At 73.1% G+C, this 26,305-nt stretch carries 24 protein-coding genes; 17 read left to right on the top strand and 7 right to left on the bottom strand.

Going from position 1 to position 26,305, the window contains the following annotated elements; all coding sequences use genetic code 11:
• The first annotated feature begins 36 nt into the window (after window positions 1-36).
• The 5 genes from fliF to BMW67_RS09395 are packed head-to-tail and all read left to right on the top strand — an operon-like array spanning window position 37 to window position 4,452.
• Window positions 37-1,623, top strand: a complete 1,587-nt coding sequence (gene fliF / locus BMW67_RS09415) for a flagellar basal-body MS-ring/collar protein FliF (RefSeq protein WP_342707609.1) — start codon at window positions 37-39, stop codon at window positions 1,621-1,623.
• Entirely contained in the window at window positions 1,620-2,324 is a 705-nt protein-coding gene (locus BMW67_RS09410; RefSeq protein WP_072747290.1) for a hypothetical protein, read from the top strand. Before fliF ends, BMW67_RS09410 begins: the two co-directional genes overlap by 4 nt.
• Window positions 2,317-2,628, top strand: a complete 312-nt coding sequence (locus BMW67_RS09405) for a FliM/FliN family flagellar motor switch protein (RefSeq protein WP_083581281.1) — start codon at window positions 2,317-2,319, stop codon at window positions 2,626-2,628. The genes BMW67_RS09410 and BMW67_RS09405 overlap by 8 nt, the downstream gene beginning before the upstream one ends.
• Window positions 2,618-3,367: a flagellar type III secretion system pore protein FliP gene (gene fliP, locus BMW67_RS09400; protein WP_072747289.1), complete on the top strand. Its 750-nt coding sequence runs from the start codon at window positions 2,618-2,620 to the stop codon at window positions 3,365-3,367. The genes BMW67_RS09405 and fliP overlap by 11 nt, the downstream gene beginning before the upstream one ends.
• A complete protein-coding gene (locus BMW67_RS09395; RefSeq protein WP_072747288.1) occupies window positions 3,364-4,452 on the top strand; it encodes a flagellar motor switch protein FliG in 1,089 nt (362 codons plus the stop codon). The genes fliP and BMW67_RS09395 overlap by 4 nt, the downstream gene beginning before the upstream one ends.
• 191 nt (window positions 4,453-4,643) lie before the next feature.
• Here BMW67_RS09395 and BMW67_RS09390 read toward each other — a convergent pair whose 3' ends face one another.
• Window positions 4,644-5,303 (bottom strand): GntR family transcriptional regulator, encoded by a 660-nt coding sequence (locus tag BMW67_RS09390; RefSeq protein ID WP_072747287.1) that lies wholly within the window; start codon window positions 5,301-5,303, stop codon window positions 4,644-4,646.
• Window positions 5,304-5,454: 151 nt separating this feature from the next.
• Between BMW67_RS09390 and dctP the strand changes: the two genes are divergently transcribed.
• The 10 genes from dctP (at window position 5,455) to queG (ending at window position 19,968) form a co-directional block, all read left to right on the top strand.
• Entirely contained in the window at window positions 5,455-6,444 is a 990-nt protein-coding gene (dctP, locus tag BMW67_RS09385; RefSeq protein ID WP_072747286.1) for a TRAP transporter substrate-binding protein DctP, read from the top strand.
• A gap of 102 nt (window positions 6,445-6,546) precedes the next feature.
• Entirely contained in the window at window positions 6,547-7,095 is a 549-nt protein-coding gene (locus BMW67_RS09380) for a TRAP transporter small permease (RefSeq protein WP_072747285.1), read from the top strand.
• Window positions 7,095-8,411: a TRAP transporter large permease gene (locus tag BMW67_RS09375; protein WP_072747284.1), complete on the top strand. Its 1,317-nt coding sequence runs from the start codon at window positions 7,095-7,097 to the stop codon at window positions 8,409-8,411. The genes BMW67_RS09380 and BMW67_RS09375 overlap by 1 nt, the downstream gene beginning before the upstream one ends.
• Window positions 8,408-9,667, top strand: coding sequence for a malonyl-CoA decarboxylase (locus BMW67_RS09370; RefSeq protein WP_072747283.1), 1,260 nt, complete (start codon window positions 8,408-8,410; stop codon window positions 9,665-9,667). Before BMW67_RS09375 ends, BMW67_RS09370 begins: the two co-directional genes overlap by 4 nt.
• Before the next feature lie 4 nt (window positions 9,668-9,671).
• Window positions 9,672-11,189 carry a malonate--CoA ligase gene (locus BMW67_RS09365; RefSeq protein ID WP_072747282.1) on the top strand — a complete coding sequence of 506 codons (1,518 nt, stop codon included), beginning with the start codon at window positions 9,672-9,674 and terminating at the stop codon, window positions 11,187-11,189.
• A gap of 676 nt (window positions 11,190-11,865) precedes the next feature.
• The gene (locus tag BMW67_RS09360) at window positions 11,866-12,864 is read left to right on the top strand and encodes an ArsJ-associated glyceraldehyde-3-phosphate dehydrogenase (protein ID WP_072747281.1); all 999 of its coding nucleotides are present in this window, start codon (window positions 11,866-11,868) and stop codon (window positions 12,862-12,864) included.
• Window positions 12,861-14,129 (top strand): organoarsenical effux MFS transporter ArsJ, encoded by a 1,269-nt coding sequence (gene arsJ / locus BMW67_RS09355; RefSeq protein ID WP_072747280.1) that lies wholly within the window; start codon window positions 12,861-12,863, stop codon window positions 14,127-14,129. The genes BMW67_RS09360 and arsJ overlap by 4 nt, the downstream gene beginning before the upstream one ends.
• Before the next feature lie 239 nt (window positions 14,130-14,368).
• Entirely contained in the window at window positions 14,369-17,644 is a 3,276-nt protein-coding gene (locus BMW67_RS09350) for an ATP-binding protein (RefSeq protein ID WP_072747279.1), read from the top strand.
• Window positions 17,645-18,067: 423 nt separating this feature from the next.
• Window positions 18,068-18,736, top strand: a complete 669-nt coding sequence (fzlA, locus tag BMW67_RS09345) for an FtsZ-binding protein FzlA (RefSeq protein ID WP_072747278.1) — start codon at window positions 18,068-18,070, stop codon at window positions 18,734-18,736.
• Between the two features lie 62 nt (window positions 18,737-18,798).
• The gene (queG, locus tag BMW67_RS09340) at window positions 18,799-19,968 is read left to right on the top strand and encodes a tRNA epoxyqueuosine(34) reductase QueG (RefSeq protein ID WP_083581276.1); all 1,170 of its coding nucleotides are present in this window, start codon (window positions 18,799-18,801) and stop codon (window positions 19,966-19,968) included.
• A gap of 16 nt (window positions 19,969-19,984) precedes the next feature.
• Here the strand turns inward: queG and BMW67_RS09335 are convergent, their stop codons facing one another.
• Window positions 19,985-20,815: a hypothetical protein gene (locus tag BMW67_RS09335; protein WP_072747277.1), complete on the bottom strand. Its 831-nt coding sequence runs from the start codon at window positions 20,813-20,815 to the stop codon at window positions 19,985-19,987.
• A 61-nt stretch (window positions 20,816-20,876) separates the two neighbouring features.
• Between BMW67_RS09335 and BMW67_RS09330 the strand changes: the two genes are divergently transcribed.
• Window positions 20,877-21,761: an SDR family oxidoreductase gene (locus tag BMW67_RS09330; protein WP_072747276.1), complete on the top strand. Its 885-nt coding sequence runs from the start codon at window positions 20,877-20,879 to the stop codon at window positions 21,759-21,761.
• 13 nt (window positions 21,762-21,774) lie between these two features.
• On the opposite strand, the gene BMW67_RS09325 is transcribed toward BMW67_RS09330, so the two are convergent.
• From BMW67_RS09325 to ygfZ, 4 genes are all read right to left on the bottom strand, one after another.
• Window positions 21,775-22,314 carry a helix-turn-helix transcriptional regulator gene (locus BMW67_RS09325; RefSeq protein WP_072747275.1) on the bottom strand — a complete coding sequence of 180 codons (540 nt, stop codon included), beginning with the start codon at window positions 22,312-22,314 and terminating at the stop codon, window positions 21,775-21,777.
• The gene (locus tag BMW67_RS09320; RefSeq protein WP_072747274.1) at window positions 22,311-22,883 is read right to left on the bottom strand and encodes a cytochrome b/b6 domain-containing protein; all 573 of its coding nucleotides are present in this window, start codon (window positions 22,881-22,883) and stop codon (window positions 22,311-22,313) included. Before BMW67_RS09320 ends, BMW67_RS09325 begins: the two co-directional genes overlap by 4 nt.
• Window positions 22,884-22,891: 8 nt before the next feature.
• Window positions 22,892-23,146, bottom strand: coding sequence for a PepSY domain-containing protein (locus BMW67_RS09315; RefSeq protein WP_072747273.1), 255 nt, complete (start codon window positions 23,144-23,146; stop codon window positions 22,892-22,894).
• A 217-nt stretch (window positions 23,147-23,363) separates the two neighbouring features.
• The gene (gene ygfZ, locus BMW67_RS09310; protein ID WP_083581274.1) at window positions 23,364-24,221 is read right to left on the bottom strand and encodes a CAF17-like 4Fe-4S cluster assembly/insertion protein YgfZ; all 858 of its coding nucleotides are present in this window, start codon (window positions 24,219-24,221) and stop codon (window positions 23,364-23,366) included.
• 149 nt (window positions 24,222-24,370) lie between these two features.
• On the opposite strand from ygfZ, the gene BMW67_RS09305 reads away from it, so the two are divergent.
• Complete coding sequence (locus tag BMW67_RS09305) at window positions 24,371-25,075, top strand: TIGR04283 family arsenosugar biosynthesis glycosyltransferase (protein WP_072747272.1); 705 nt, start codon at window positions 24,371-24,373, stop codon at window positions 25,073-25,075.
• 198 nt (window positions 25,076-25,273) lie between these two features.
• Here the strand turns inward: BMW67_RS09305 and BMW67_RS09300 are convergent, their stop codons facing one another.
• Window positions 25,274-26,302 carry a trans-3-hydroxy-L-proline dehydratase gene (locus BMW67_RS09300; protein WP_072747271.1) on the bottom strand — a complete coding sequence of 343 codons (1,029 nt, stop codon included), beginning with the start codon at window positions 26,300-26,302 and terminating at the stop codon, window positions 25,274-25,276.
• Window positions 26,303-26,305: the final 3 nt, after the last annotated feature.

The following is a 26,305-nucleotide window of genomic DNA, read 5'->3' as shown; positions in this document are numbered from 1 at the left end:
CCGTAACCACCCGGATACGCAAGGCGAGAGAACGGCGTGAACCTGATCCAGACACTGCGGGGCATGGACCCCGGCAAAAGGCTGGTCGCGGGACTGGCGGCCATCGCGGCGATCATCGCCGTGGCGGGGCTGCTGCGCATCGCCTCGCAGCCGGCCATGGCGCTGCTCTATGCCGGGCTCGAGCCCGGCGCCGCGGGCGAAGTGGTCACCGCGCTCGAATCGCGCGGCGTCGCCTACGAGGTGCGCGGCGACGCCATCTACGTGCCCGAATCCGAGCGCGACCGCCTGCGCATGTCGCTGGCCGCCGAAGGCCGGCCCTCGGGCGGCGCGGCGGGCTACGAGCTGCTCGACGATCTGTCCGGCTTCGGCACCACCTCCGAGATGTTCGACGCCGCCTATTGGCGCGCGAAGGAGGGCGAGCTGGCGCGCACCATCCTGGCCCTGCCCGGCGTGCGGCGCGCGCGCGTGCACATCGCCAACCCCGCCCGCAAGCCCTTCGAGCGCCGCGTCGAGCCCACGGCCTCGGTGACGGTGGCCATGCGCTCGGGCGTGCTGGGCAAGCCGCAGGCGCAGGCGATCCGGCATCTGGTGTCCTCGGCCGTGGCCGGCCTGCAGCCCGAAGCGGTCACCGTGGTCGACGCCGAGGGCGGCGTCATCCTGGCGCCGGGCAAGGACGCGCCCGCGCAGGGCGCCGGCTCGATCGCCGAGGAAAAGGCCGCCATCCTCAAGGCCAATGTCGAGCGCCTTCTGGCCGCGCGCGTGGGCGAAGGCGCGGCGGTGGTCGAGGTGTCGGTCGAGACCCGCACCGAATCCGAGAAGGTCACCGAGCGCGTGCTCGACCCCCAGAGCCGCGTCGCCATCCATTCCGACACCGAAGAGACGAACGAATCCGAGACCGGGACGACCGCCAACGTCACCGTCGCCTCGAACCTGCCCGACGGCGACGCGAATGGCGGCGGGCAGTCCAAGCGCAACGCCGCCACCACGCGCGAGCGCATGAACTACGACGTCTCGGAAGTCCTGCGCGAGCGCGTGACCGCGCCCGGCGCCGTCACCCGCATCTCGGTCGCGGTCCTGGTGGACGGCATCCGCACCGTCGGCCCCGACGGGCAGGAGGTGTGGACGCCGCGCCCGAAGGAAGAGCTCGACGCCCTGCGCGAGCTCGTGCAGACGGCGGTGGGCTTCGACCCCTCGCGCGGCGACGTGGTCTCGATCGAGAGCATGGAGTTCGCCCGCCCCGCCGAGCAGGGCGTGGCGGCCGAGGCCGACGCGGTCGACTTCCTGGCCGCCAACGCCATGACCCTGATCCAGCTGGGCGTGCTCAGCGCCGTTGCGCTGGCGCTCGGACTGCTGGTGCTGCGCCCGATGATCACGGCCCCGGCCCAGCCGAGGCTGACCGAAATCAACCCGTCCGGGAACGAGCAGAACGCCCCCGCCCTGCCCGGACAGACGCCCGACGTCGCCGGCTCGCTCGAAGCGGCGGGCGAGGTGATCGACGCGCGCAACGTGGCCGTCGACCATGTCGAGGCCCTGCGCAAGACCGTCGAGGCGCGCAAGGAGGACGCCACGCTGGTTCTGCGCAGCTGGCTTGAAACCGCCGAAGCCGAAGGAGAACGCGCATGAGCGGACATGCCCTGAAGTGGGAAAGCTTCGACGCCGACCTCGAGGCCGCCCGAGAGGCCAGGGCCGCCTCGGGTCCGGCGCTGTCGGTCGTGCGCGAGGCGCCGCGCCCCGCCGCCCCGCCGCCCCAGCCCGCCGGCGCGCAGGAGATGGCCCCGCCCATGACGCGCGCCGAGCTCGACGCGATGATCGCCGCCGCCCGCGGCGAGGGGCGCGCCGCCGGCTTCGAGGAAGGCGTCGCCCGCGCCGAGGCCGACTTCTTCGCCGAGATGCGCCTGCTTCTGGCCGAGATCGCCGAGCGCGCCGGCGACGTCGAGCTGATCCGCGCCCGCGCCCAGGAAGAGGCGGCGGCCGGGCTCGAGCGCGTCGCCAACGCCCTTCTGACCGCGGTCGCGCCGGCCTTCGCGCGGCTTGGCCTGGCGGACGAGGTCGCCCGCGTCGCGGCCGACGCGCTGCGCCGCGTCCCGCAGTCGCCCCTGCGCATCCGCGTCGCCCCCGCCCAGGAGCAGAATGTGCGCGAGGCGCTGGATTACGCCGGCGTCAAGGCCGAACTGACCGCCGACCCCGAGCTGTCGCCCATTTCGGCCCTCGTCGAGTGGGACGAGGGCGTGGACAAGATCGACCTCGACACCTGCATCGCCGAGGCGCACGCCGCGATCGATGCGCATTTCCAACCCCGCAAGGAGATGAAGGCCAATGGCTGAGGACGTCGCCGCCGCGCAAGAGGAATCCCCCCAGCCCGCCGCCAGGCCGTCCAAGGCCGCGGCGGTGCTCAGCGTCCCGATCGAGGTCGTGGTCTCGGTCGGCAAGGCGCGCCCGTTGATCTCCGAGCTGGTGAACCTGCGCCGCGATTCGGTGCTGCCGCTGGACAGCAGCATCGAGGACCCCGTCGAGATCTATATCGGCGAGAAGCTGATCGCGCGCGGCGAGCTGCAGGAGATGGACGACAACAGCGGCCGCCTCGCCGTGCGGCTGACCGAGGTGGCGGATCTGTCGAATGGCGTCTGAACGGGTCAGGCGAGCGGCCGCGCTGTGCGCGCTGGCGGCGGCGGTTCTGATCGCCGCGCCGGCCGCCGCGCAGCAGGTCTCGATCGACCTCGGCGGCGAAGGCTCGCTGACGCTGCGCGCGGTCCAGCTGTTCGGGCTGGTGACGCTGCTCAGCCTGGCCCCGGCCATCGCGGTGATGGCCACCTGCTTTCCCTTCATCGTCACGGTTCTGTCGATCCTGCGGCAGGCCATCGGCGTGCAGCAGGCGCCGCCCAGCATGATGATCGTCAGCCTGGCGCTGTTCCTGACCTATTTCGTGATGGAGCCGGTCTTCGTCGACGCATGGACCCAGGGGCTCGAACCCCTGTTCGCGCAGCAGATCGACGCGCAAACGGCCTTCGAGCGCACCCTTGCGCCCTTCCGCGTCTTCATGGAGGCGCGCGTGGACCCCCAGACGCTGGCCGAGATGGCCGCGGTCGCGCCGGGGCGCGAGGCCGCGCCGCCCGCCGATCCGGCGCCGCTGTCGATCCTTGCGCCGGCCTTTCTGCTGAGCGAGATGCAGCGCGCCTTCGAGATCGGCTTCCTCGTCTTCCTTCCCTTCCTGCTGATCGACCTGGCCGTCGCCTCGATCCTGATGGCGATGGGCATGATGATGGTTCCGCCGGCCGTGGTGTCGCTTCCGTTCAAGCTGGCCTTCTTCGTGGTCGCCGACGGATGGTCGCTGCTGGCCGGCGCGCTTGTCCGAGGTTATGGCCAATGAGCGAGGCTGCCGCCCAGACCGCCAACCTGCCCGCCGTCGCCCCCCGCGCCGAGGTGGCCGTCGCCGCGCGCCCCGCCCTGCCGGCGCGCCCCCTGACGCTGGCCGAGAAGGCGGCGGTGGTGCTGGTGGCGCTCGGCCCCGAGACGGCCAAGGAAATTCTGGGCGCCATGGGCGACGACGGCGTGCGCCTGTTCGCGCGCACCGTCTCGCGCATCGATCAGGTGCCCCACCACCAGGTCGTCGAGGTGCTGGAGGAATTCCTGGCCCTGGTCGGCGACGAGCTGACCTTGCGCGGCGGCGCCGAGGCGGCGCGCAATTTCCTGGTCAAGGTCGTGGGCCCCGACGGCGTGGCGCGCATCATGGAGGATCTGAGCGGCAAGGGCGGCCGCTCGCTGTGGACGCGGCTTGGCGACACGCCCGATCCGCAGCTGGCCAACTGGCTGCACACCGAGCATCCGCAGGTCATCGCCGTCATCCTGTCCAAGCTGCGCTCGGTTCAGGCCGCGCGCATCCTCGAGCGGCTCGAGGATGCGCTGGCGCGCGAGGTGGTTCTGCGCATGGGCCGCGCGCCGCGCATCGAACCCAGGGCGCTCGAGATCGTCTCGGCCATCATCGAGCGCGACGTGGTCGTGGCCGCCGAGCGCACGCAGGGCGTGCGCAAGCCGACCGAGGTGATCGCCAACCTCATGAACCATGTGGGCGGCGAGGTGCGCGAAGCGCTCCTCAAGCACATGGAGGAGACCGACGCCAAGCTGGCGCAGGAAGTGCAGAAGCTGATGTTCACCTTCGCCGACATCGCCGACCGCGTGGCGGCGCGCGACGTGGCGCAGATCGTCAAGGCGGTCGACGAGCCCGTCCTGCTGGCCGCGCTCAAGACCGCGCGCGCGGCGCAGGACCCCGCCGCCGACTTCATCCTCAACAACATCCCCAAGCGCCTGTCCGAGCGTCTGATCGAGGACATGGAGATGATGGACGACATCCGCCAGAAGGAAGGCGAGGCCGCGCAGGGCGAGGTCATCCAGGCGATCCTGACCCTGGCCAAGCAGGGCACGATCAAGCTGATCCGCCAGGACGAGGACGAGTGACCCCCGCCCCCGCGCGCCGCTCATGCGCCGCCGGAGCGGCTCGTCGCGCCCTCGGGCGCGCCGCGCGCCGGCGTCGGGCGCAGCCGGGGCCGGCCCGGCGCGGGCGCAAGGCCGCGGGCGGCGTCCCCTCGGCCGCGGGGCGCGGCGTCTGACGGACGCGCACGCCGCCCGCCCGCGGCGACGCGCGCGGGTCACTCCGCCGCGGCGGGCTTCAGGCTGGACATGAGGCAGAAGAACTTCTCGCCCTGGATCGCCACATGGCCGCGCAGGGCTTCGGCGGCCATCGCCTCGTCGCCCGCCTCGAGCGCCGCCAGAATGGCCTCGTGCTCCTGCATCGACTGCGCCATGCGCCCGCGCAGCCGCAGCTGCCGGCGCCGAAAGGGCTTGAGGCGCCGGTGCAGCGCGCGGGTCTCGCCCTCGAGAAAGCCGTTGCCGGACTCGCGGTAGATGATGCCGTGAAAGCGCTCGTTCCCGGCGTAGTAGGCCTCGGGATCGCCAGCCTCGACCGCGGCGCGGCAGCGGGCGTTGGCCGCCCGAAGCTCGTCCAGCGCCGCCTCGGAGATGCGCTTGGCCGCAAGGCGCCCGCACACCACCTCGAGCTCGGCCATGACCTCGAACATCTCCATGAGCTCGACCGGGCCGAGCTTGCGCACGAAGGCGCCGCGCCGGGGCACCAGCTCGACCAGACCCGAGCGCGCCAGCCCCTGAAGGGCCTCGCGCAGCGGCGTGCGCGAGACGCCGAAATGCTCGGCCAGACGCACCTCGTCCAGCCGCGCGCCGGCCGGAAGGGTTCCGTCGAAGATCCGCTCCTCGAGCTCGCGGGCGATGATGTCGGCGCGTCTTTCCTGCATGCGGAAAAGGCTATCATCCCACCCTCTGGAACGCAATCCCGGCGTTCTTGTATACAAAAAAGTTGACCAGGAAAACACGCGGCCCCTATGCTGCCCCCCGAGCCGGCGCAGAACCGGCGGACCGGAACCGAAGCCACATGGGAGGAAAGCCATGAAATCGTTCGTTGCAACGGCGTTCGCGGCCGCGACGGCCGCCGCCGTCGCGCTCGGCGCCGCCGAGGCGCGCGAGCTGCGCCTGTCGCATCAATGGTCGAACCAGGACGTGCGCCACAGGGTGGCGCAGATGGTCGCCGACGAGGTCGCCAAGGCGAATGTCGGGCTCGAGATCAAGATCTACGGCTCGAAAAGCCTGTTCAAGCCGCGCGAGCAATACAAGCCGCTTTCGCGCGGCCAGCTCGACATGACCGTGCTGCCGCTGGCCTACGCCGCCGGCCAGCAGCCGGCCTACAACCTGACCCTGATGCCGGGGCTGGTGAAGAACCACGACCACGCCGCGCGCCTCGTCCGCTCGCCCTTCATGAAGGAGCTGGAGAAGAAGATGGCCGAGGACGACGTCATGGTCCTGGTCCACGGCTATCTGGCGGGCGGCTTCGCGGGCAAGGACAAGTGCATCACCGGCCCCGAGGACGTGAAGGGCCTGCAGATGCGCGCCGCGGGCAAGTCGTTCGAGCAGATGCTGGCGGGCGCGGGCGCCTCGATCGCGTCCATGGCCTCGTCCGAGATCTACAACGCCTTCCAGACCGGCGTTCTCGACGGCGCGAACACCTCGTCCTCGTCCTTCGTCAGCTATCGCATCTACGAGGTGGCCAGCTGCTACACCCCCGCGGGCGACGTGGCGCTGTGGTTCATGTATCAGCCGCTCCTGATGAACAAGTCCACCTTCGAAAGCCTGACGCCCGAGCAGCGGAAGGCCCTGCGCGACGCCGCCGCCAAGGCCGAGGCCTTCTACCTTGAAGAGGCCAAGAAGCAGGACGCCGAGTCGGTCGAGGTCTTCCGCAAGGCGGGCGTCGAGATCGCCGAGATGACGCCCGAGGATTTCGAGGCATGGCGCGAGATCGCCCGCCGGACCTCCTACAAGGCCTTCGTCGAGGAGGTTCCCGACGGCCAGCGGCTGCTGGATCTGGCCCTGTCGGTCGAGTGATCCGGTGACGCGAGGCGGGGCGGCCGCGCCTGCGCGCCGCCCCGTCGTCGCCTTCGGCGCCCCGGCGCCTGCGCAAACCCATTCCACGCCCCGGAGCATCGCATGACCGCAACTCCGTCCACCCAGCCCCGCGCCCCCTCGCCCATGGCCTTCGTGCGCGTCGTGGCGGCGATCTCGCAAGCCGCCGGCTGGTGCGCCGCCGGCATGATCCTGGCCGCGGTGGCCATCACCTGTCAGATGATCTTCATCCGCTTCGTCCTGAACGGCTCGACCGTCTGGCAAACCGAGGCGGTGGTTTACCTGGTCGTCGCCGCGACGCTCGTCGGCCTGCCCTACGTCCAGCTGCTGCGCGGGCATGTCAACGTCGACCTCGTTCCGCTGGCCCTGCCCCGCCGGGCGCGCTTCGCGCTGGCGGTGGCGACCTCGATCGGCTCGATCGCCATCGTCGCCCTGATGCTGTTCCACGGCTTCGAATACTGGCACGTGGCGTGGGAGCGCGGCTGGCGCTCGGACACGGTCTGGGGCGTGCGGCTGTGGATTCCCTACCTGTCGCTGCCGGTGGGCTTCGGGCTGCTGCTGCTGCAGCTGACGGCGGATCTGGCGGCGCTGATCGCCGGCGACGACAAGCCCTTCGGACTGGAGGCCGCCTGATGGATCCGTTGCTTCTGGGCGCCCTCGTGGCCGCCGCGACCATCCTGGTGCTGTTCTCGGGGGTCTCGGTGGCGCTGGGGCTGCTGATCGTGTCGGCGGCGTTCCTCATGATCTTCGACGGCGCGCGCTCGCTCGAGCTGATGCCCGAGATCTTCTTCGGCAAGCTCGACAACTTTGCGCTGCTGTCGATCCCGATGTTCATCATCATGGGCGCGGCGATCTCGTCCACGCGGGCGGGCGCGGACCTTTACGAGGCGCTCGAGCGCTGGCTGACCAGGGTGCCCGGCGGGCTGGTGATGTCGAATCTGGGCGCCTGCGCGCTGTTCGCCGCCATGTCGGGCTCAAGCCCGGCCACCTGCGCGGCCATCGGCAAGATGGGCATTCCCGAGATGCGCAAGCGCGGCTATCCCGACGGCGTGGCCGCCGGCTCGATCGCGGCGGGGGGCACGCTGGGCATCCTGATCCCGCCTTCGGTGACGATGATCGTCTACGGCATCGCGACCGAGACCTCGATCGGCCGCCTGTTCCTTGCCGGCGTCGTTCCGGGGCTGCTGCTGGTGGCGCTGTTCATGGCCTGGTCGCTCTACTCGACCTGGGCCTCGGGCGACGCGGCGCGGCTGGCCCCGCGCAGCTATTCGTGGGCCGAGCGCTTCGAGATCCTGCCGCGCGTGCTGCCCTTCGTCGCCATCATCATGGGCGTCCTCTACGCCATGTATGGCGGCGTCGCGACGCCGTCCGAGACGGCGGCGGTGGGGGCGCTGCTGTGCCTTCTGATCGCCATCGTCATCTATCGCATGTGGGACCCGCGCGCGATCTGGGCGGTGCTGCGCGACAGCACGCGCGAAAGCGTGATGATCCTGTTCATCATCGCCGCCGCGGGCGTGTTCTCCTACATGCTCAGCGCCCTGTTCATCACCCAGTCCATCGCCCAGTGGATCGGCACGCTGGAGGTGAACCGCTGGGTGCTGATGGGCGCGGTCAACCTGTTCCTGCTGGTCGCGGGCTTCTTCCTGCCGCCCGTGGCGGTGATCCTGATGGCGGCGCCGATCCTGCTGCCGATCATCACCACCGCCGGCTTCGATCCGATCTGGTTCGCCGTGGTGCTGACGATCAACATGGAGATCGGGCTGATCTCGCCGCCCGTGGGGCTGAACCTGTATGTCATCAACGGCATCGCGCCCGACATCTCGCTGCGCACCATCCTGGTCGGCTCGCTGCCCTATGTGGGGTGCATGGTGCTGGCCATCATCCTGCTGTGCCTCTTTCCGGGCCTGGCCACCTGGCTGCCCGACGCGGTGATGGGGCCGGCGCAATGACCCGGCTGGCCGATCTTCTGGCCACCGTCTTCGAGCGCCGCCAGCGCGGCGAGCGCGTGCGGCCCCGCTTCGAGGACCGGCCCCTGCCCGAGCTGGCCCATGCGCTGCTGGGCTCGGCGGGCGAGGCGTCGGGGCTGGCGCTGGCCGAGGCCGTTCTGGCCCGCTACGAGGCGCTCGACGACGCGGGCCGGCGCGACTTCCTGTCCGAGGTCGCGCGCACGATGGACATCGACCCGCGGGCCGTGCGCGCCGCGCTCGAGGGCTACGAGGCGCGCCCCGCCCGCGACACCTACCAGGCCTTCGCCGCCGCCGCCGAGCCGCCGCGCCAGGAGCTGATCCGCCGGCTCAACCAGGCGCCGGGGGCGACGACGCGCCTTGTGCGCATGCGCGCCGACCTTCTGCGGCTGGGGCGCGGCGATCCGCCGCTCGAGGCGCTGGACCAGGACTTCCGCCACCTGTTCGCCTCGTGGTTCAACCGCGGCTTTCTGGTGCTGCGCAGGATCAGCTGGGAAAGCCCGGCGCACATCCTCGAGAAGATCATCGCCTACGAGGCGGTGCACGCCATCGACAGCTGGGACGATCTGCGCCGCCGCCTTCAGCCCGAGGACCGGCGCTGCTACGCCTTCTTTCACCCCGCCATGCCGGACGAGCCGCTGATCTTCGTCGAGGTGGCGCTGACGCGCGGCGTTCCCAGCTCGATCCAGGCGCTTCTGGCCGAGGACCGCCCGCCGCTGCCCGCCGAAGAGGCCGACGCGGCGGTCTTCTACTCGATCTCGAACTGCCAGAAGGGCCTGTCGGGGATTTCGTTCGGCAACTCGCTGATCAAGCAGGTGGCGGCCGACCTTGCCGCCGACCTGCCGCAGCTTTCGACCTTCGTGACGCTCTCGCCGATCCCGCGGCTGGTCGAGTGGCTCGAGCGCGAGGGCGTCGCGTGGGATCCCGCCGACCCCGAGCGCATGCGCAGGCTGGCCGCGTGGTATCTGCTCAACGCCAAGGGGCGCGACGGCATGCCCTTCGACCCCGTCGCGCGCTTTCACCTGGGCAACGGCGCGATCGTGCACGCCGTTCACGCCGATGCCGACGTCTCGCCCAAGGGACGCGCGCAATCGGGCGGCGCGATGGTCAACTACCTGTATGACCTTGGCAAGGTCGCGCAGAATCACGAGGCTTTCGTCGCCCGGCGCGAGGTTCGCGCAAGCGCCGAAGTCCGCGCGCTTGCCGAGCGCGCCCAGATCAGCCCCACCGAGGAACGATGACGCCATGGCCAACCCGCTTTACGACCGCCTCTTCGCCATCCACGAAGGCAAGACCAAGCCGTTCATCCGCCTGCCCGACGGGCGCGAGATCAGCTACGCCCGGTTCCTGAGCCGCAGCGCGCAGATCGCGGGCGCCATGACCGAGATGGGGCTTGCGCCGGGCGACCGGGTCGCGGCGCAGGTCGAGAAGTCGCCCGAGGCGCTGATGCTCTACGCCGCCTGCGTGCGGGCGGGGCTTGTGTTCCTGCCGCTCAACACCGCCTACACCTCGGACGAGCTGAGCTACTTCATCGAGAACAGCGGCGCGGGGCTGATCGTCTGCGACCCGGCCCGCAAGGACGAGATCGGCGCGATGGCCCGGCGTCTGGGCGCGCGGCTCGAGACGCTGGCCGCCGACGGAAGCGGCTCGCTGACCGAGCGCGCCGCCGGCCGGAGCGACCGCTTCGCCACCGTCGACCGCGACGAGGACGACCTGGCCGCCCTGCTCTACACCTCGGGCACGACGGGCCGCTCGAAGGGGGCGATGCTGACGCAGGGCAACCTTCTGTCCAGCGCGCTGACCCTGACCGAGGTCTGGCGCTTCACCGAGCGCGACGTTCTGCTGCATGCGCTGCCGATCTTCCACACCCACGGGCTTTTCGTGGCGACGAACGTCGTGCTGGCCGCGGGCGCGAGCATGATCTTCCTGCCCCGGTTCGACATCGACCAGATCATCGAGAACCTGCCCCGCGCGACGGCCATGATGGGCGTGCCGACCTTCTACACGCGCCTTCTGGACGATCCGCGCCTGACGCGCGAGCTGGTGGCGCACATGCGCCTGTTCGTCTCGGGCTCGGCGCCGCTTCTGGCCGAGACGCACCGCGCCTTCGAAGAGCGCACGGGGCATCGGATTCTCGAGCGCTACGGCATGACCGAGACGAACATGAACACCTCGAACCCCTATGACGGCGAGCGCCGGGCCGGAACGGTCGGCTTTCCGCTGCCGGGGGTCGAGATCAGGATCACCGATCCCGAGACGGGCGCCGAGCTGCCCCCCGGCGAGATCGGCCAGATCGAGGTGCGCGGGCCGAACGTGTTCAAGGGCTACTGGCGCATGCCCGAGAAGACCGCGCAGGAGCTGCGCGAGGACGGGTTCTTCATCACGGGCGATCTGGGCATGGTCGATTCCGACGGCTACATCCACATCGTCGGGCGCAACAAGGACCTGATCATCTCGGGCGGCTACAACATCTATCCCAAGGAGATCGAGCTTGTGCTCGACGCCCAGCCGGGGGTGAAGGAAAGCGCCGTCATCGGCGTGCCGCACCCGGATTTCGGCGAAACCCCGCTGGCGGTGATCGTGCCCGAAAAGGGCGCCAGGCCCGAGCGCGCGGCGCTGGAGCAGGCCGTGCGCGCGGCGCTGGCGCGCTTCAAGCACCCGCGCGAATACGTCTTCGTGGACGAGCTGCCGCGCAACACCATGGGGAAGGTGCAGAAGAACCTGCTGCGCGAGCGCTACCGCGACGCCTTCGCCGCCGCGTGACCCGCCGCCGGGGCCGGCCGCCGCGCCCCGGCCTGTCGCGGCGAAGCGCGGCCGACCCGCGCCCATGCCCGCGCCGAAGGCGCCGGCAGCCTGCGCAGGCCCGCGCGCGTGCTCGGCCCGCGCCCATGCGCGCGCCGAAGGCGCGGGCCGGCGCCGCGCATCGTCCAGCCGACCGGAGCCGCGCCCCAGCGCGGCGAACGCGCGCCGAGCGCGCGGCAGGTCCTTCGGCGGGCCGACGCTCCTCCCCGCCGACCGCCCCGCCGGCCTGCCCCGCCGCCCCGCCCCCGTCGCGGCGGATCGCAGGCCGGGGCCCTGCGCGCGGAGCGCCAGGACCGCGCCGCCGCCAACCCGCGCCGCGCCCTCGCCGCCAGGGGCGGGAGCGCGGCGCCCGCCGAGCCATCCGCCCGCGCCCGGGCGCCGGCGGCGGGCGCGGCGCGATTGCGACTGTCACACGAATCGGCTCAGTGATGCGGCGGCGCAAGTCCGCGCGGGCGGACCGCGCCCATGATCCGCATCTGCAAGGGAAACCGGACATGAGCCGCCGCCAGCGCCAGGCGCCGTCCCCGCCCCGCCGCGCGCGGCCCGGCCGGGCCCGACGGGCCGGCGGGCGCGATGCGCCGGGCAGGCTTCACTCGCAAGGAGCGGCCGCCGCGACCGGCCGCAAGGAGACGCACGCATGACCGTCTACGCTCTCAACGGCCTTGGCCGCATCGGCAAGCTGGCCCTGCGGGCGCTTCTTGAAAGGGGCGCCCGGATCGCCTGGATCAACGATGCGGCGGGCGATCCGGCGATGCACGCGCATCTGCTCGAGTTCGACACCGTCCATGGCCGATGGAACGCCCGCTTCGCCCATGACGGCGAAAGCGTGACCATCGACGGCGTGCGGCTGCCCTTCGTCGGCGCGCGCGAGCTCGGGGCGCTGCCGCTCGCGGGCGTGGACGTCCTCATCGACTGCACCGGCGCCTTCAGGACGGCGGCCCGGCTGGCGCCCTGTTTCGACGCGGGGGTCAGGAAGGTGGTCGTCTCGGCGCCGGTGAAGGACGACGAGGCGGCGAACATCGTCTACGGCGTCAATCACCGCAGCTACGACCCCGCGCGCCACCGCATCGTGACGGCGGCCAGCTGCACCACCAACTGCCTTGCGCCGGTGGTCAAGGTTCTGCACGAGGCGATCGGCATCCGTCATGGCTCCATGACGACGATCCATGACGCGACCAACTCCCAGACCATCGCCGACCGGCCCGCCAAGGACCTGCGCCGCGCGCGCTCGGCGCTCAACTCGCTGATCCCGACCACCACGGGTTCGGCGACGGCGATCACGCTGATCTATCCCGAGCTCGAAGGCCGCCTGAACGGCCATGCGGTGCGCGTGCCGCTTCTGAACGCCTCGCTGGCGGATTGCGTGTTCGAGCTGCGCCGGCCGACGACGGCCGAAGAGGTCAACGCGCTGTTCAAGGCCGCCGCCGAGGGCCCGCTGCGGGGCGTTCTGGGCTATGAGGAGCGCCCGCTCGTCTCGGCCGATTTCGTCAACGACACGCGCTCGGGCGTCGTGGATGGGCCCTCGACCATGGTCGTGGACGGCACGCAGGCGAAGGTCTTCGCCTGGTATGACAACGAGATGGGCTATGCCCACCGCCTCGTGGACGTGGCGCTGATGGTCGGAGCGTCGCTGTGAGCGCGCGCCCTCGGGGCCTGGGCGCCTATGTCGCCGTCACCGCGGCCTACTGGGCGTTCATGCTGACCGACGGCGCGCTGCGCATGCTGGTGCTGCTGCATTTTCACACGCTCGGCTTCACGCCGGTCCAGCTGGCCTATCTGTTCCTGCTTTACGAGATCGCGGGCATGGCGGCCAATCTGTCCGCCGGCTGGATCGCGGCGCGCTTCGGTCTGGCCTCGACGCTTTACGCGGGGCTGGCGCTTCAGGTCGCGGCGCTTGCGGCGCTGGCGCAGCTCGACCCGGCATGGGGCGTGGGGCCTTCGGTCGCCTTCGTCATGCTCGTGCAGGGGGTGAGCGGCGTGGCCAAGGATCTTGCCAAGATGTCCTCGAAATCGGCGGTCAAGATCCTTGCGCCGGACGCGCGGGGCGCCCTGTTCCGCTGGACGGCGATCCTCACGGGGTCGAAGAACGCGGTCAAGGGGCTGGGCTTTGCGCTGGGCGCGTCGCTGCTGGCCACGGTCGGCTTCGCGGGGGCCGTGCTGGGGATGGCGGCGGCGCTGGCGGCGATCCTTGCGGCCACGCTGGCGGCCATGCCGCCGAACCTGCCAAGGGGGCGCAAGGGGGCGAAATTCGCCGAGATCTTCTCCACCTCGGCGAACGTCAACCGGCTGTCGGCGGCGCGGGTGTTCCTGTTCGGCGCGCGGGACGTGTGGTTCGTGGTCGGCGTGCCGATCCATTTTCACGCCGCGCTTTCGGACGGCTCGGCCGAGGGCGCGCGCGCGGCCTTCTTCACGGTCGGGGCCTTCATGGCGCTGTGGGTCGTTCTCTATGGCGCGATGCAGGCCCTGGCGCCCGGGCTGTTGCGCGCGGGCGAGCGCTCCGAGCGCGAACTGATCGCCGGAGCGCGCGGCTGGGCCTGGGCGCTGGCGGTCATCCCCGGCGCGCTGACCGCCGCGGCGCTGGCCGCGGACGGGCCGCAGCCCTGGTTCACCGCCGCGCTGGCGGTGGGGCTGCTGGCGTTCGGCGCGATCTTCGCGATCAACTCGGCGCTGCATTCCTACCTGATCCTGGCCTTTTCGAGGACCGAACGGGTGACGATGGATGTGGGCTTCTACTACATGGCGAACGCGGCGGGACGGCTGCTTGGAACCGCCCTCTCCGGGCTCACCTACCAGGTCGGCGGGCTGGCGCTGATGCTGGGGACGGCGACGCTCATGATTGCGCTGTCGGCGATCGCCGCCGGACGGCTCGACGCCGCGGGCCCCGCGACGAAGGCCGCCTGAGGGCCGCGCGCGGCGCATCGGCGCCGGGCGCCCGCGCCGCACACGCCCGACACGCGCAGGCTGGGCGCGCGACGCGGCGCGCCCGGGCCGGCCCACGCGCGCCCAGGCCCCCGCCCCCGCTCCCCGCGCCTTCCGGCGGCGCGGATCGGCGCCTTTGCGGTCCGCGCGCGGCCGCTCTCGTGCTAGGATGACGCTCGTGCATCCGGCCCAGGCCGCGCGGAGTGGAAAGGATCGGCGACGTGACCCAGGGGCCTGGACGGCTGTCCGAGTTTCTTTCCCGCATCGGCCTCGAGCGGCTGCGCGACCGGCTGGCGGCCGAGGATGTGGACATGTCCGTGCTGCCGCTGCTCGACGAGGAGGACCTCAAGGGGCTTGGCCTCAACCTCGGAGAGCGCAAGCGCCTGCTCAGGGCCGTGGCCGAGCTTGGCGCGCGCGCCGAAGGCGGCGCGCCGCCCCGGGACGACGCGCTTGCGGGCGCCGTCCAGCTGCGCAGGTTGAGCGTATTGTTCTGCGACATGGTGGGCGCGACGCGCCTGGGCGAAGAGCTGGGCATCGACCGGATGCAGATCGTCCTTCAGCGCTATTGCCAGACCGCGCAACGGATCGCGGCGCGCCATGACGGCCACCTGGCCATGTCGCAAGGCGACGGGCTGGTGCTGCTGTTCGGCTATCCTCGCGTCGTCGAGGGGTTCGCCGAACGCTGCGTTGCGGCGGCGTCCGAGCTGCAAGGCGCGCTGGCGCGCGCGCCCGTGACCTTCGCCGGGCGCGCGCCCGTGCGCATCGCCACCCGGATCGGCATCGCCTCGGGTCAGGCCCTGGTCGGGGAACGGGGCGAGGACGCCCCCGGCGGCGTCCACCTGGTCGGACCGGCGGTGAACCGGGCCGCCCGACTTCAGGCCCTGGCGCGGCCCAACGCCATCATCGTCGACCGCGCCACGCGCGAGCTGACCGCGGCGGCGGTGGCATACGGCGCGCCGCGATCGGTCCGCCTGCGGGGCTTTTCCGAGCCGGCCGAGGTGTTTCGCGTCGTCGGCATGTCCGCCCCGGCGGCGGATCGGCCGGTCGCGCTGCTCGATCGCGCGGCGGAAACGGCGCTCTTGCGCAAGCTGTGGCGGCGCGCGCGGCGCGGGCATCCGGCGACGCTGACCATCCATGGCGGCCCGGGGATCGGAAAATCCGCCCTGGTCCAGCACTTCCTGACGCGCGAGGTCGGCCCCTCGGCCCGCGTCATCCGCCTTCGGGCCAGCGCGATGGCGACGCACTCGCCCCTGCGGCCGGTGGCCGAGGCCCTGGCCGAGCTGACCGGCCCCGACCCGCCGCCCGCCGCGCTCGCCGCCCTTCTGGGCGCCGCCCCCGAGAGCGCCGAACGCACGGCGCGCTTCGTGGGGTTGGCCGCCGCGCCCGAAGGCGACGCCGGATCGGGCGCGGACGAGCGCGCCGCCATCCTCGATCTGCTCGCCCGCTGGATCGTCGCGGGCGACGACCGGCCGACGGCGGCGGTTCTGGAGAACGCGCAATGGGCCGACGACGCCACCCGCGCGCTGCTGAGCCGCGCCGCCCGGCAAGCGCAGCTCGAGGGGAGTCGGTTCCTGATGATCGTCGTCACACGCGACGACGCCCCCCCGCCCGGCTTCGATCAGGGCCGCGATCGGGCGCTTGCCCTGCCGCCCCTGCCCGAGGACGCCGCCAATCTTCTGCTCGATCGCGCGCTGTCCGGCGCGCCGATTCCCCAGTCGGTCCGAGAGCACATCCTTCGCCGCTCGGACGGCAATCCGTTGATGCTCGAATCATTGGGCCACGCGCTGCGCCGGCGCCGGCTTGCCGAGCTGGCGGACGCGGTCGAGGTTCCGCACACGATCTACGAATCGGTCGCCATGCGGCTCGACGCCCTGAGCGCGGGCCGCGAGGCGATCGAGGCGCTGGCGGCGCTGGGGGCGCCGGCCGATCCCGCCTTGCTGGGGCGAATCCTGCGCGCCGACGCAGGCACGGTCGACGCCGCGCTTGCCGCGCTCGACCGGGCCGGGCTGATCGAGCGCACCCTCGCCCACGGCCGCGAGACGATCGCGTTCCGCCATCAGGTGTGCCGGGACGTGGTCCTCGAGCGGCTCGCCGGACCGGCGCGAGAAAGGCTGCACCTGGCGGTCTATCGCGCGCTTGCGCGCGAGGGCGGCGCGCCCCATCGACCCGACATTCTGGCCCGGCATGCGCTTGCCGGCCGCGACTGGGCCAACGCCGCGCGGCATGCGCTCGAAGCGGGGCTGGGATACCTTGTGCGCTCGGCCCTGCCCGAGGCGGGGCGCCATCTCGACATGGCGATGGACGCCCTGGCGCGGCTGCCCGCCGGGCCCGAGGTCGACCGCGACCGGCTGCGCGCGGTGGCGGGCCTGGCCGCGGTCGAGCGTTCGCGCTTCGGGATCGCGTCGGACCGCAGCGCCGAGCTGGGCCGGCAGGCGGTCGCGCTTGCGCGCGCGGTCGGCGACGCGAAGGCCGAGCTTCTGGCGCTCAACGGCCTTTACTCCCACGCGCTCGTGCGCGCCGACTATCGCCGCGCGGACAGCTTCGCGAAGGCCCTTAGCAAGGCGGCCGAGCGATGCGCAGACGACGACTTCCGCATGATCGGCGGGCGCGCGATCGGCGCGGTGGCCCTGCACCGGGGCGATCAGGCCACGGCCCGGCGCAGGCTTGAGCGGGCGCTGGCGCAGTATGAGCGCGACGCGCATCTGCCGCTGGCGCACGCGCACGGATACGATCACGCCGAGATCTGCGCCGCCCTGCTGGCGATGTCGCTGTGGATCGGCGGCGATCTGCGCGGCGCGCGCCGGATGGGCGCCTGGGCGATCGCGCATGCGCGCGCCATCGACCACGCCCATTCGCTGGCGCAGGCGATCTCGTTCAGGGTCATGTGGGGGGCGCTGGCGCGGCAAGGAGCCGAGATGGCCGAGCTCGCCGCCGAGGGCGTCGCGCTGTCCGAGAAGCACGGCATTCGCGTGATGCGCGCCGCCGCGCGGCTGTTTCCTTTCGCCGGCGGGCTGTGCCTGCAGCCCGACGCCCCCGCCGCCGCGCAGATGGCCGATCTGGCGTCGCGCGTGGCCGAGTTCCGCGCCGCGAACCCGTTCAACTACGTTCCGCTGCTGAACTCGGTGCTGGCCGAGGCGCATCTTCGCGCGGGCGACCTGCCCGCGGCGCAGATCGCGCTTGCCGAGGCGCAAAAGGCCGAGGCCCGCACCGAAGAGACCTGGACCTGCGCCGAGGTCCTGCGCATGCGCGCGCGCCTTGCGGCGGCGCAGGGCGACGGGAAGGCGGCCCGGCGCCTTCGTGGGCGGGCGCTTGGCGCGGCGCGGCGCACGCAGGCGGCGACCATCGCGCTGCGCATCGCCTGCGACATGGCCGAGGCCGACCCGCGCCCGGCAACCGCCGGCGCGGTGCGCGCCGCCCTCGCCAGGCTGACATCGCGCGACGGCGGCTGGGACGTTCGGCGCGCGGCCGCGATCCTGCGCGCCGGCGCGCATGGCTGACGCCCGCCGCGCAGCCGCCTCCGCGCCGCCATGGCGGCGCAGGCCCCCACGCCGCCTCCGCGACAGGCGCAGCAATGGTCGCATCGCGCCGCCGGGCCGTCGCCCCCGCCCCGCGCCGCCCCCGCGACAGGCCCCGCAACGGCCGCATCGCGCCGCCCACGACGCCTACGACGCCGCCCGCCCGGCGCGAAGGCGGCGGCCGCGCCGCCGGGCCGTCGCCCCGCCCCCGCGTCGTCCCCCGCCCCCGCCCCGCCTCCGCACCACGCCGCTCATCCCGGCGCAGGCCGCCGCGCCAAGGGTCTGCGCCGAAGCTTCGCGGGCCGCCCCTGCGCCCCGGCTGTTGCATCGCGCCGCGCGCTCGGGCAGGGTCCGGCGCGAACCGGGCCTCGCCCCGGCGTCTCCCAACGAGAGTCCGCTCACGCCATGCGACGTCTGCACCACCAGCCCCTCTCTCCCTTCTGCCGCAAGATCCGCCTGGTTCTGGCCGAGAAGCGCATCGAGGCCGTGCTGGCCGAGGAGACCCCCTGGACCCGGGACCTGGACTTCCTGCGCCTCAACCCCGCCGGCCAGACCCCCGTCTTCGTCGATGACGACGGAACCGTCGTCGCCGACAGCGCGGCCATCTTCGAGTACCTCGAAGAGACGCGCCCCGAGCGCCCGCTGCTGCCCCGCAGCCCGGCCGAACGCGCCGAGGCCCGCCGCCTGGTCGCCTGGTTCGACGACAAGATGCATCGCGAGGTGACCGCCAACCTGCTCGAAGAGCGCGTGATGAAGAAGCTGCGCGGCGGCGGGCATCCCGACAGCGCGCGCATTCGCGCCGGGCTGCGCAACCTGACCATCCACCTCGAATACATCGGCTGGCTGGCCGAGAAGCGCAAATGGCTGGCCGGCGACGAGCTGACCGTGGCCGACTTCGCCGCCGCCGCGCATCTGAGCTGCCTTGACTACATCGGCGACGTGAACTGGGACCACAGCCTGCCCGCGCGCGAGTGGTATGCCCGCGTCAAGTCGCGCCCCGCCTTCCGCCCGCTGCTGTCGGACCTGATGTCGGGCTTTCCGCCGCCGCCCCATTACGCCGACCTTGATTTCTGACCGCCCGCGCCCGCAAGCTGAAGCATGAGCACCCGCCGCGCCCCCATGCGGGCCGCCGCGCCATGACCGCGGCCCAGCCCGCGCCCGCCGCCGACGCCCGCGCGCTGGCCGAGGCGCTGCGCGCGCAGGCCCGCGCCGAGGGTTTCGCCGCCATGGGCGTGTGCCGCCCCGACGCGGTTCCCGAAGCGGCCGAGCGGCTGCGCGCCTTTCTGGCCGCGGGCCGCCATGGCGAGATGGCGTGGATGGCCGAGCGCGCGGCGTGGCGCGGCTCGGCGGCGGCGCTGTGGCCCGAGGCGCGCTCGGTCGTCATGCTGGCCGAGCCCTACCAGCCCGACCCCGCGCCCTGGGCGCCGCTGACGCGGCCCGAGCTTGGGGTGGTGTCGTGCTATGCGCGCGGCAAGGATTATCACGACCTGGTCAAGAAGCGGCTCAAGCGCCTGGGCCGCTGGCTGATCGAGCGCGCGGGCGGCCAGATCAAGGTTTTCGTCGACACGGCCCCCGTGATGGAAAAGCCGCTCGCCGCCGCCGCCGGGCTGGGCTGGCAGGGCAAGCACACCAACCTTGTCAGCCGCGAGCTGGGCAGCTGGTTCTTCCTCGGCGCGATCTTCACCACGCTCGAGCTGCCCGCCGACGCGCCCGCGCCCCAAAGCTGCGGCTCGTGCCGGCGATGCCTCGACGTGTGCCCGACCGCGGCCTTTCCGGCGCCGTTCCAGCTCGATGCGCGGCGCTGCATCTCTTATCTGACCATCGAGCTGAAGGGCCCCATCCCGCGCCCCATGCGCCCGCTTCTGGGCAACCGCATCTATGGCTGCGACGACTGCCTGGCGGTCTGCCCGTGGAACAAGTTCGCCGGCGCCGCGGCCGAGATCGGCTATCTGCACCGGCCCGAGCTGACGCGCCCGCGCCTGGCCGAGCTGGCGGCGCTGGATGACGGCGCCTTCCGCGAGGTGTTCTCGGGCTCGCCGGTCAAGCGCATCGGACGCGGACGCTTCGTGCGCAACGTGCTCGTCGCCATCGGCAATTCCGGCGATCGGGCCCTGGCGGACAGCGCGCGCGCCCTGCTCGGCGACGCCGACCCCCTGGTGCGCGGCGCGGCGGTATGGGCGCTGGGCCGGCTTGTGGGAGCGCGGGCGCTGGCCGAACTCGGCCCCCCGCCGGACGAACGCGACCCGCAGGTGCTGGACGAATGGCGCGCCGCCTGCGCCCCCGCATGCGGCCTCGGGCAAGGCTGAGCGCCCGGGCGCCCCTTCAGCCCCCGGCCTCCATCAGCTGCAAGGCGCGGCGCGCCGCGGCGCCGGTCGGCCCCTGGCGGTCGCGGGCGATGGCGCCCAGGTATCGCTCGCGCGCCGCGTCGCGCCGGCCCAGCGCCTCGAGCGCACGACCGGCCTCGAGCCAGGCCTGCGTGTCCTCGGGCGCGGCGGCCAGCGCGGCCTCGGCGTCGGCCAGCGCGCCGGCCGCGTCGCCCAGCGCCGCCCGCGCCTGGGCGCGCGCGACGAGCAGCGCCGGCGCGCCGGGCGCGGCGCGCAGGGCGGCGTCCAGATCGGCGCGCGCGCCGGCCCAGTCCTGCGTCATCGCCCGCGCCTGCGCGCGCGCGGCCAGCAGGGCCGGATCGCCCGGCGCCACGTCCAGCGCCGCCGCAAGCGAGGCCAGCGCCTGTTCGGGCCGCCGCGCGGCCAGCCACAGATCGGCCGCCAGCGCCCGCATGGCGCGCAGCCGCTCGGGCGGCGCGGACCCGGCCTCTTCGGCGGCCAGCTGATCGAGCAGCCGGGCGGCCGTGGCCTGGGCGCCCAGCGCCGACAGGGCCAGCGCCTCGCAGATGCCCGCCTGGGCGCCGCCGCCGAAGCGCCGCCACTCGGCCGCGGCCTCGCGCGCGGCGGCCGGATCGGCGTCGAGCAGCGCCACGCACGCCGCGTAGTCGCGCACGCGCGCGGGGGCTCCCTGCCCCGCGGGGGCCTGCGCCGATGCGGGCGCCCGCCCCTCGGCCCACGCCGCCGGCGCGGCGGCCAGCCCGGCGGCCAGCGCCGCCGCCAGCGCGGCGGCCGGCGCCGCCGCCCGGCGCCTTCGGGTGATGTGTCGCATTCGCTTGCGCTCCGCTCTATGTTCCGGGCCGGACCGTAGCCGTTGGAGGAGACCCGCGCAAATGCCCGTGATGCTGACCCTTGGCCATGGCTATTGCGCCGCCCATCTGGCGCCGCGCCTGCTGGCGCGCGGCTGGCGCGTGATCGGCGCGACGCGCAGCCCCGACAAGGCCCGCGCCCTGGCCGCAAGCGGCGTCGAGCCCCTGCTCTGGCCCGGCGACGACCCCGCCCCGGCGCTCGAGGCGCTGTCGCAGGCGACGCATCTGCTGATCTCGGCCGCGCCGACTCCCGAAGAGGGCGACCCCGTGCTGGCGCGGCTGCGCGCGCCAATCGCCGCGCGCGCGGGGGACTTCGCCTGGGTCGGCTATCTGTCCACCACCGGCGTCTATGGCGACCGCGGCGGCGCATGGATCGACGAACGCGCCGAGCGCCGCCCCTCGACCGCCCGCGGCGCGCTGCGCGTGGCGGCCGAGGACGCATGGAGCGCCCTTTGGCGCGAGCGCGGCCTGCCGCTGCACATCTTTCGCCTGGCGGGCATATACGGCCCCGGCCGCGGCCCCTTCGCCAAGGTGCGCGCGGGCAAGGCGCGGCGGATCGTCAAGCCGGGGCAGGTGTTCTCGCGCATCCATGTCGAGGATGTGGCGCGCACGCTCGAGGCCTCGATGGCCCGCCCCTCGCCCGGCGCCGCCTACAATGTGTGCGACGACCTGCCCGCCCCGCCCGAGGACGTCATCGCCGAGGCCGCGCGGCTGCTGGGCGCGCCCCTGCCCCCGGCCGAGGATTTCGAGACCGCCGAGATGACCCCCATGGCGCGCAGCTTCTACGCCGAAAGCAAGCGCACCTCGAACCGGCGCATCCGCGAGGAGCTGGGCGTCGAGCTGGCCTATCCCGACTACCGCGCCGGGCTGGCCGCGCTGCTGGCCGAAGAGCGCGCCGCCGGCGGCTGACCTCGCGCGCCCCTCAGCGGACGCCGGGCGCGGGTCGGGACTGGGGTTGGGGGTCGGCCAGAAGCTCTTCGAGAAACAGGCTGATGAGCTGCGCGCGCCCGTCCACCCCCGCCTTGGCGTAGATGGCCGCCGTCTGGGCGCGGACCGTGCCCTTGGCCGTGCCACGGATCTCGGCCACGCTTTCGTTGTCGAACCCCTTGAGCAGCAGCATCGCCACCTCGCGCTCGGCGGCGGTCAGGCCCCAGCGGTCGAAAAAGCCCTCGACCAGCTGCGCCATCTCGCCGCGCGCGGCGCGCAGGCCGGTCTCCATGCTGTCCATGCGGGCCAGAAGGCGGCGCAGCTCGACCATCTGGAAGGCGACGCCGCCGCTCAGCGCCAGGGCGGCGAAGGCCTCGACGGCCAAGTGCACCTCGTCCAGATGGCCGGTTTCACCGTAATCCACGATCACGTCGCCGATGAAGAACATGGCGCACAGGGCCTGCGCGGCGATGATCGCGGCCAGCGTCGCCGCCCGCCGCTCTCGCCGATCCGCGCGTCGCCATGCGCCGATCATTCGGCCTCGAACCCCTCGGGAATGCGCTTGCGCCCGTCGATCATCGCCCGCACCAGCGGCACGCCCGTGCGCCAGGTTTCGAAGATCACGCCCCCCACATGCAGCGCCACCGAGATCATGAGCCAGCTCCAGGCCGCTTCGTGCAGCTCCTCGACCCATTCGACGCCGAAGAACGTCATCGTTCCCATCATGTAGCCGGTCGCCGCCAGGGCGGCCAGGGTCGCCCAGAGATTGCAGACCATCAGCGCGCCGAGCGGGTTATGAGACAGATGGACGCGCCGCGTCCCCGCCGCCAGCTCGGCCAGATGCGCGCGCGCCGCCGACAGGCTGGGCGGAAAGGACGAGAACCGCGCCGGCCGCGGCCCCACGACGCCCCACACCATGCGCAGCGCCACCAGCCCCGCCGCCGCATAGCCCAGCCAGTGGTGCAGCAGCGCCTCGCCGTCGAGGAACGAGTTGATCAGCGCCGCCAGCGCCACCGACCAGTGGATGATGCGCACCAGCGGGTCCCAGACCCGGATCTCGCGGGCGCCGTGGCGCCCGCTTGCGGAAAGGTCGGACACGGCCATGGCCTGCCTCATTTCATCTTCAGCTTGGCCGGCTTGCCGGTCTGCGGGTTGACGTAGACCTCGCCCATCTTGCCCTGGCCGACGAAGTAGGCCTCGATCATGCCGTCCTCGCGCTCGAGCTTGCGCACCTCGAAGCCCATCGAGGTCAGGGTCTGGCGGACCTCCTGCTCGGTCTTGCCCAGCATCGTGTCCATGCTCGGGACTTCGGCCAGAGCGGGCGCGGCCAGCGTCATGGCCAGAGCGGCGATCGCAAGTTTGCGCATGGGGTCTCTCCTTGGTTCCGGTCGCCTCGGCGCGGACCGTCCGCGCCGGCCCGCCACACATGGCGCGGGCCGGACGCGCCGGGAATAGGCGCGCGGCTTGCGCCCGCCGCCGCAAGCCCGCGCTTATGCGCCAAAGCCCGCAAGAACGGGGCCAGGCCGCGCAGGAGCGCGCCCGCCGCGCCTTCTGCGCGGCCGCAAACGGGGCGTAAGCGCGGGCTTATTCGCCCGGAACCAGCCGTTCGAGCAGCCGCGCCCGCGCCGCCCCCGCGCGCAGCGGATCCTCGGCCCGGTCGAAGCGCAGATGGGCCAGCGCAACCTTCCCCGCCACCGATCCCAGACGCCCGGCGGCGCGCCCGTCCTCGGTCGTGAGCTCGGCGCCGGGGGCGGCCGCGCCCTCGAGCGCGACGCGCGCCAGCCCCTTGCGCAGCTGCGTCTTGTGCTTCATGCGCGCCACGATCTCCTGCCCCACATAGCAGCCCTTGCGGAAATCGACGCCGTTCAGGCGCTCGAAGCCGGCCTCGAGGATGTAGGTCTCTTCCGGGATCAGATCGACGCCCGAAGCGGGCACGCCCAGCGCCACGCGCAGCGCCAGCCGCTCTTGCGCGTCGGCTTGCGCCGCGCCGGCCAGCGCGGCCTCGGGCTCGGCGGTCAGCACGCGGCCGCCGAGCCCCGGATGGCGCGGATCGGGCAGGACGCCGGGCGCGCGCTCCCACCCCTCGCCCCACAGCTGCACGACCTGCAGATCGGCCGGCGCGATGGTCAGCTTGCGCCGCAGGCGATACATGCCCAGCCGCGCCGCCAGCGCCGGCGCGCGGTCGGCGGCCAGGTCCAGCAGCACGCCGTCGCCCTCGGGGGCGGGGGTGACGATGAAGTCGAACAGATACTTGCCCTGCGGGGTCAGCAGCGCCGCATAGACCGGCCCCCTTTCGAGCCTGCGCATGTCGTTGGTCGCCAGGCCCTGCAGGAATCCGCGCGGATCATCCCCATCGATCCGAAGCACCGCGCGCTCGGGCGCGACGCGGCCGCGCAGGCCGGCGGGCGCCGCGGGGGCGCGTTCCTCGACCGTTTCGTTCATCTTGCGACCTCTCTTCCGACGTTCCGGCGGCGGCCGCGTCGGGGCCGCGCCGCATGGCGGGCAATATAGCCGTCGCGCGGCGCGGCGCATCCTGTTATCGAGGCTTTCGCCGCCGCAAACGCGGCGCGATCCAAGGCAGGAGCGCAACCATGCCCGCGCCCATCTCGGTCGTCATCCCGACGCTCAACGCCGCCGCGGGGCTGGGTCCGACGCTGGCCTCCCTGACCGAGGGCCTGCGCGAGGGGCTGATCGCCGAGCTCGTCATCGCCGACGGCGGCTCGGAGGACGACATCGCCTGGCTGGCCGAGGAGATCGGCGCGCGGCTGGTCGCGGCGCCCCGCGGGCGCGGGCGCCAGCTGGCCGCGGGGGCGCAGGCGGCGCGGGGCGCGTGGCTGCTGTTCCTGCACGCCGACACGGTGCTCGATCCCGGCTGGAGCGCGGCGGCGCGCCGCCACATGCGCGCGCATCCCGACGCGGCCGGCTGGTTCCGCCTGCGCTTCGACGCGCCGGGCGCCGCCGCGCGCTGGACCGCCGGATGGGCCAACCTGCGCGCGCGGCTGTTCGGTCTGCCCTATGGCGATCAGGGGCTCCTGGTGCGCGCGCAGGTCTATCGCGCCGCGGGCGGGCATCCGCCCGTGGCGCTGATGGAGGACGTGGCCCTTGCGCGGCGGCTGCGCATGCGCCCGCTCGACGCCGGGGCGACCACCAGCGCGGCGCGCTATCTGCGCGACGGCTGGCTGCGGCGCGGCTGGATCAATCTGAGCACGCTGGCGCTCTACCTTGCCGGCGCCGACCCCGAGCGCCTGGCCCGCCGCTACGAACGCGCAGGGCGCAGGCGCCTGTCGCGGCGCTGAGCGCGCCTTCTCGCCCGCGCGTCCAACCGCCCGCCAAACCCGCGCGACCGCCCGCCCGCCAAACCCGCCCCCCGACCCGCGAGGCCCGCCCCATGGCGGCGCGGGGCGTCGGGCTGCGCCGCATCCCCCCGCCCCCCGCGGACGGCGCCCCCATGGCTGGCCGATGCGTCGGGGCGGCCCCGGACCGGGCCGCCGCGCTCAGCCCGCGCCCCAGGTGTCGCTCAGCCGATAGCCCTGCGGCCAGGGGTCGTCGGGGTCGAGCATGTGCTGATGCGTGCCCGTGATCCACGCCCGGCCCGAGATCTCCGGGATGATGGCGGGCAGCGGGCCGACCGCGCCGGTCTCGACGATGCGGCCCGAGAAGGTCGAGCCGATCAGCGAAACCGCCGTCAGGCGGTCCTCGGGGCCCATCAGGCCGCGCGCATGCAGCGTCGCCATGCGCGCCGACACCCCCGTTCCGGTGGGCGAGCGGTCGACCTTGCCCGGGCGGATCGCCACCGCCGAACCGGCGCGTAGCTCGCGCCCGCGCCGTTCGATCGGACCGGCGAAAAGGCAGAACGAGACATGATCCCAATCGGGATTGAGCGGATGCGCGAAGCCCAGCTGCTCGTTGGCGGCGCGGGTGATGCGCATGCCCAGCGCCGAGATGTCGCGCGCCTCGTCCGCGCGCAGCGCGAAGCCCAGCGCGCGCGCGTCTACGATCACGAAGCTGTCGCCCCCATAGGCCGTGTCGACCGTCAGCGCGCCCAGCCCCTCGACCTCGAGCGCGGCGTCGAGCCGGGCGGCGAAGCTGGGCACGTTGCGCACGAAGATGCGCTCGGCCTTGCCGCCGCGGCACTGGGCGCGCACATGCACCAGCCCCCCCGGCGCCTCGAGCGTCAGGCGCGTTTCGGGCTCGGTCATGGGCAGGATGCCCGAATCCAGCAGCACCGTCGCCACGCAGATCGCGTTCGAGCCGGACATGGGCGGCGTGTCTTCGGGCTCCATGATGATGAAGGCGGCGTCCGCGCGCGGGTCCCTGGGCGGAACCAGCAGGTTCACATGGCGGAACACCCCGCCGCGCGGCTCGTTGAGCACGAAGTTGCGCAGCGCCTCGTCGCGCGCGATCCAGCGCGACTGCGCCCACAGCGTCTCGCCCGGCGGCGGGGCGACCCCGCCGACGATGACGTCGCCGACCTCGCCCTCGGCATGGGCGGAGATGACGTGGATGATCCTGTTCGACCGCATGGC

The organism is Oceanicella actignis, assembly GCF_900111545.1.
Classification (GTDB): domain Bacteria; phylum Pseudomonadota; class Alphaproteobacteria; order Rhodobacterales; family Rhodobacteraceae; genus Oceanicella; species Oceanicella actignis.
The sequence above is the reverse complement of the archived record's forward strand: the minus strand, read 5'-3'. Positions and strand labels throughout refer to the sequence as shown.

What these genes read in the sequence shown, in the direction of transcription:
- BMW67_RS09410 (WP_072747290.1), top strand. Translation starts at nt 1,620, where the DNA reads ATGAGCGGACATGCCCTGAAGTGGGAAAGCTTCGACGCCGACCTCGAG.
- BMW67_RS09405 (WP_083581281.1), top strand. Translation starts at nt 2,317, where the DNA reads ATGGCTGAGGACGTCGCCGCCGCGCAAGAGGAATCCCCCCAGCCCGCC.
- fliP (WP_072747289.1), top strand. Translation starts at nt 2,618, where the DNA reads ATGGCGTCTGAACGGGTCAGGCGAGCGGCCGCGCTGTGCGCGCTGGCG.
- BMW67_RS09395 (WP_072747288.1), top strand. Translation starts at nt 3,364, where the DNA reads ATGAGCGAGGCTGCCGCCCAGACCGCCAACCTGCCCGCCGTCGCCCCC.
- BMW67_RS09390 (WP_072747287.1), bottom strand. Translation starts at nt 5,303, where the DNA reads ATGCAGGAAAGACGCGCCGACATCATCGCCCGCGAGCTCGAGGAGCGG.
- dctP (WP_072747286.1), top strand. Translation starts at nt 5,455, where the DNA reads ATGAAATCGTTCGTTGCAACGGCGTTCGCGGCCGCGACGGCCGCCGCC.
- BMW67_RS09380 (WP_072747285.1), top strand. Translation starts at nt 6,547, where the DNA reads ATGACCGCAACTCCGTCCACCCAGCCCCGCGCCCCCTCGCCCATGGCC.
- BMW67_RS09375 (WP_072747284.1), top strand. Translation starts at nt 7,095, where the DNA reads ATGGATCCGTTGCTTCTGGGCGCCCTCGTGGCCGCCGCGACCATCCTG.
- BMW67_RS09370 (WP_072747283.1), top strand. Translation starts at nt 8,408, where the DNA reads ATGACCCGGCTGGCCGATCTTCTGGCCACCGTCTTCGAGCGCCGCCAG.
- BMW67_RS09365 (WP_072747282.1), top strand. Translation starts at nt 9,672, where the DNA reads ATGGCCAACCCGCTTTACGACCGCCTCTTCGCCATCCACGAAGGCAAG.
- BMW67_RS09360 (WP_072747281.1), top strand. Translation starts at nt 11,866, where the DNA reads ATGACCGTCTACGCTCTCAACGGCCTTGGCCGCATCGGCAAGCTGGCC.
- fzlA (WP_072747278.1), top strand. Translation starts at nt 18,068, where the DNA reads ATGCGACGTCTGCACCACCAGCCCCTCTCTCCCTTCTGCCGCAAGATC.
- queG (WP_083581276.1), top strand. Translation starts at nt 18,799, where the DNA reads ATGACCGCGGCCCAGCCCGCGCCCGCCGCCGACGCCCGCGCGCTGGCC.
- BMW67_RS09335 (WP_072747277.1), bottom strand. Translation starts at nt 20,815, where the DNA reads ATGCGACACATCACCCGAAGGCGCCGGGCGGCGGCGCCGGCCGCCGCG.
- BMW67_RS09330 (WP_072747276.1), top strand. Translation starts at nt 20,877, where the DNA reads ATGCCCGTGATGCTGACCCTTGGCCATGGCTATTGCGCCGCCCATCTG.
- BMW67_RS09325 (WP_072747275.1), bottom strand. Translation starts at nt 22,314, where the DNA reads ATGATCGGCGCATGGCGACGCGCGGATCGGCGAGAGCGGCGGGCGGCG.
- BMW67_RS09320 (WP_072747274.1), bottom strand. Translation starts at nt 22,883, where the DNA reads ATGGCCGTGTCCGACCTTTCCGCAAGCGGGCGCCACGGCGCCCGCGAG.
- BMW67_RS09315 (WP_072747273.1), bottom strand. Translation starts at nt 23,146, where the DNA reads ATGCGCAAACTTGCGATCGCCGCTCTGGCCATGACGCTGGCCGCGCCC.
- ygfZ (WP_083581274.1), bottom strand. Translation starts at nt 24,221, where the DNA reads ATGAACGAAACGGTCGAGGAACGCGCCCCCGCGGCGCCCGCCGGCCTG.
- BMW67_RS09305 (WP_072747272.1), top strand. Translation starts at nt 24,371, where the DNA reads ATGCCCGCGCCCATCTCGGTCGTCATCCCGACGCTCAACGCCGCCGCG.
- BMW67_RS09300 (WP_072747271.1), bottom strand. Translation starts at nt 26,302, where the DNA reads ATGCGGTCGAACAGGATCATCCACGTCATCTCCGCCCATGCCGAGGGC.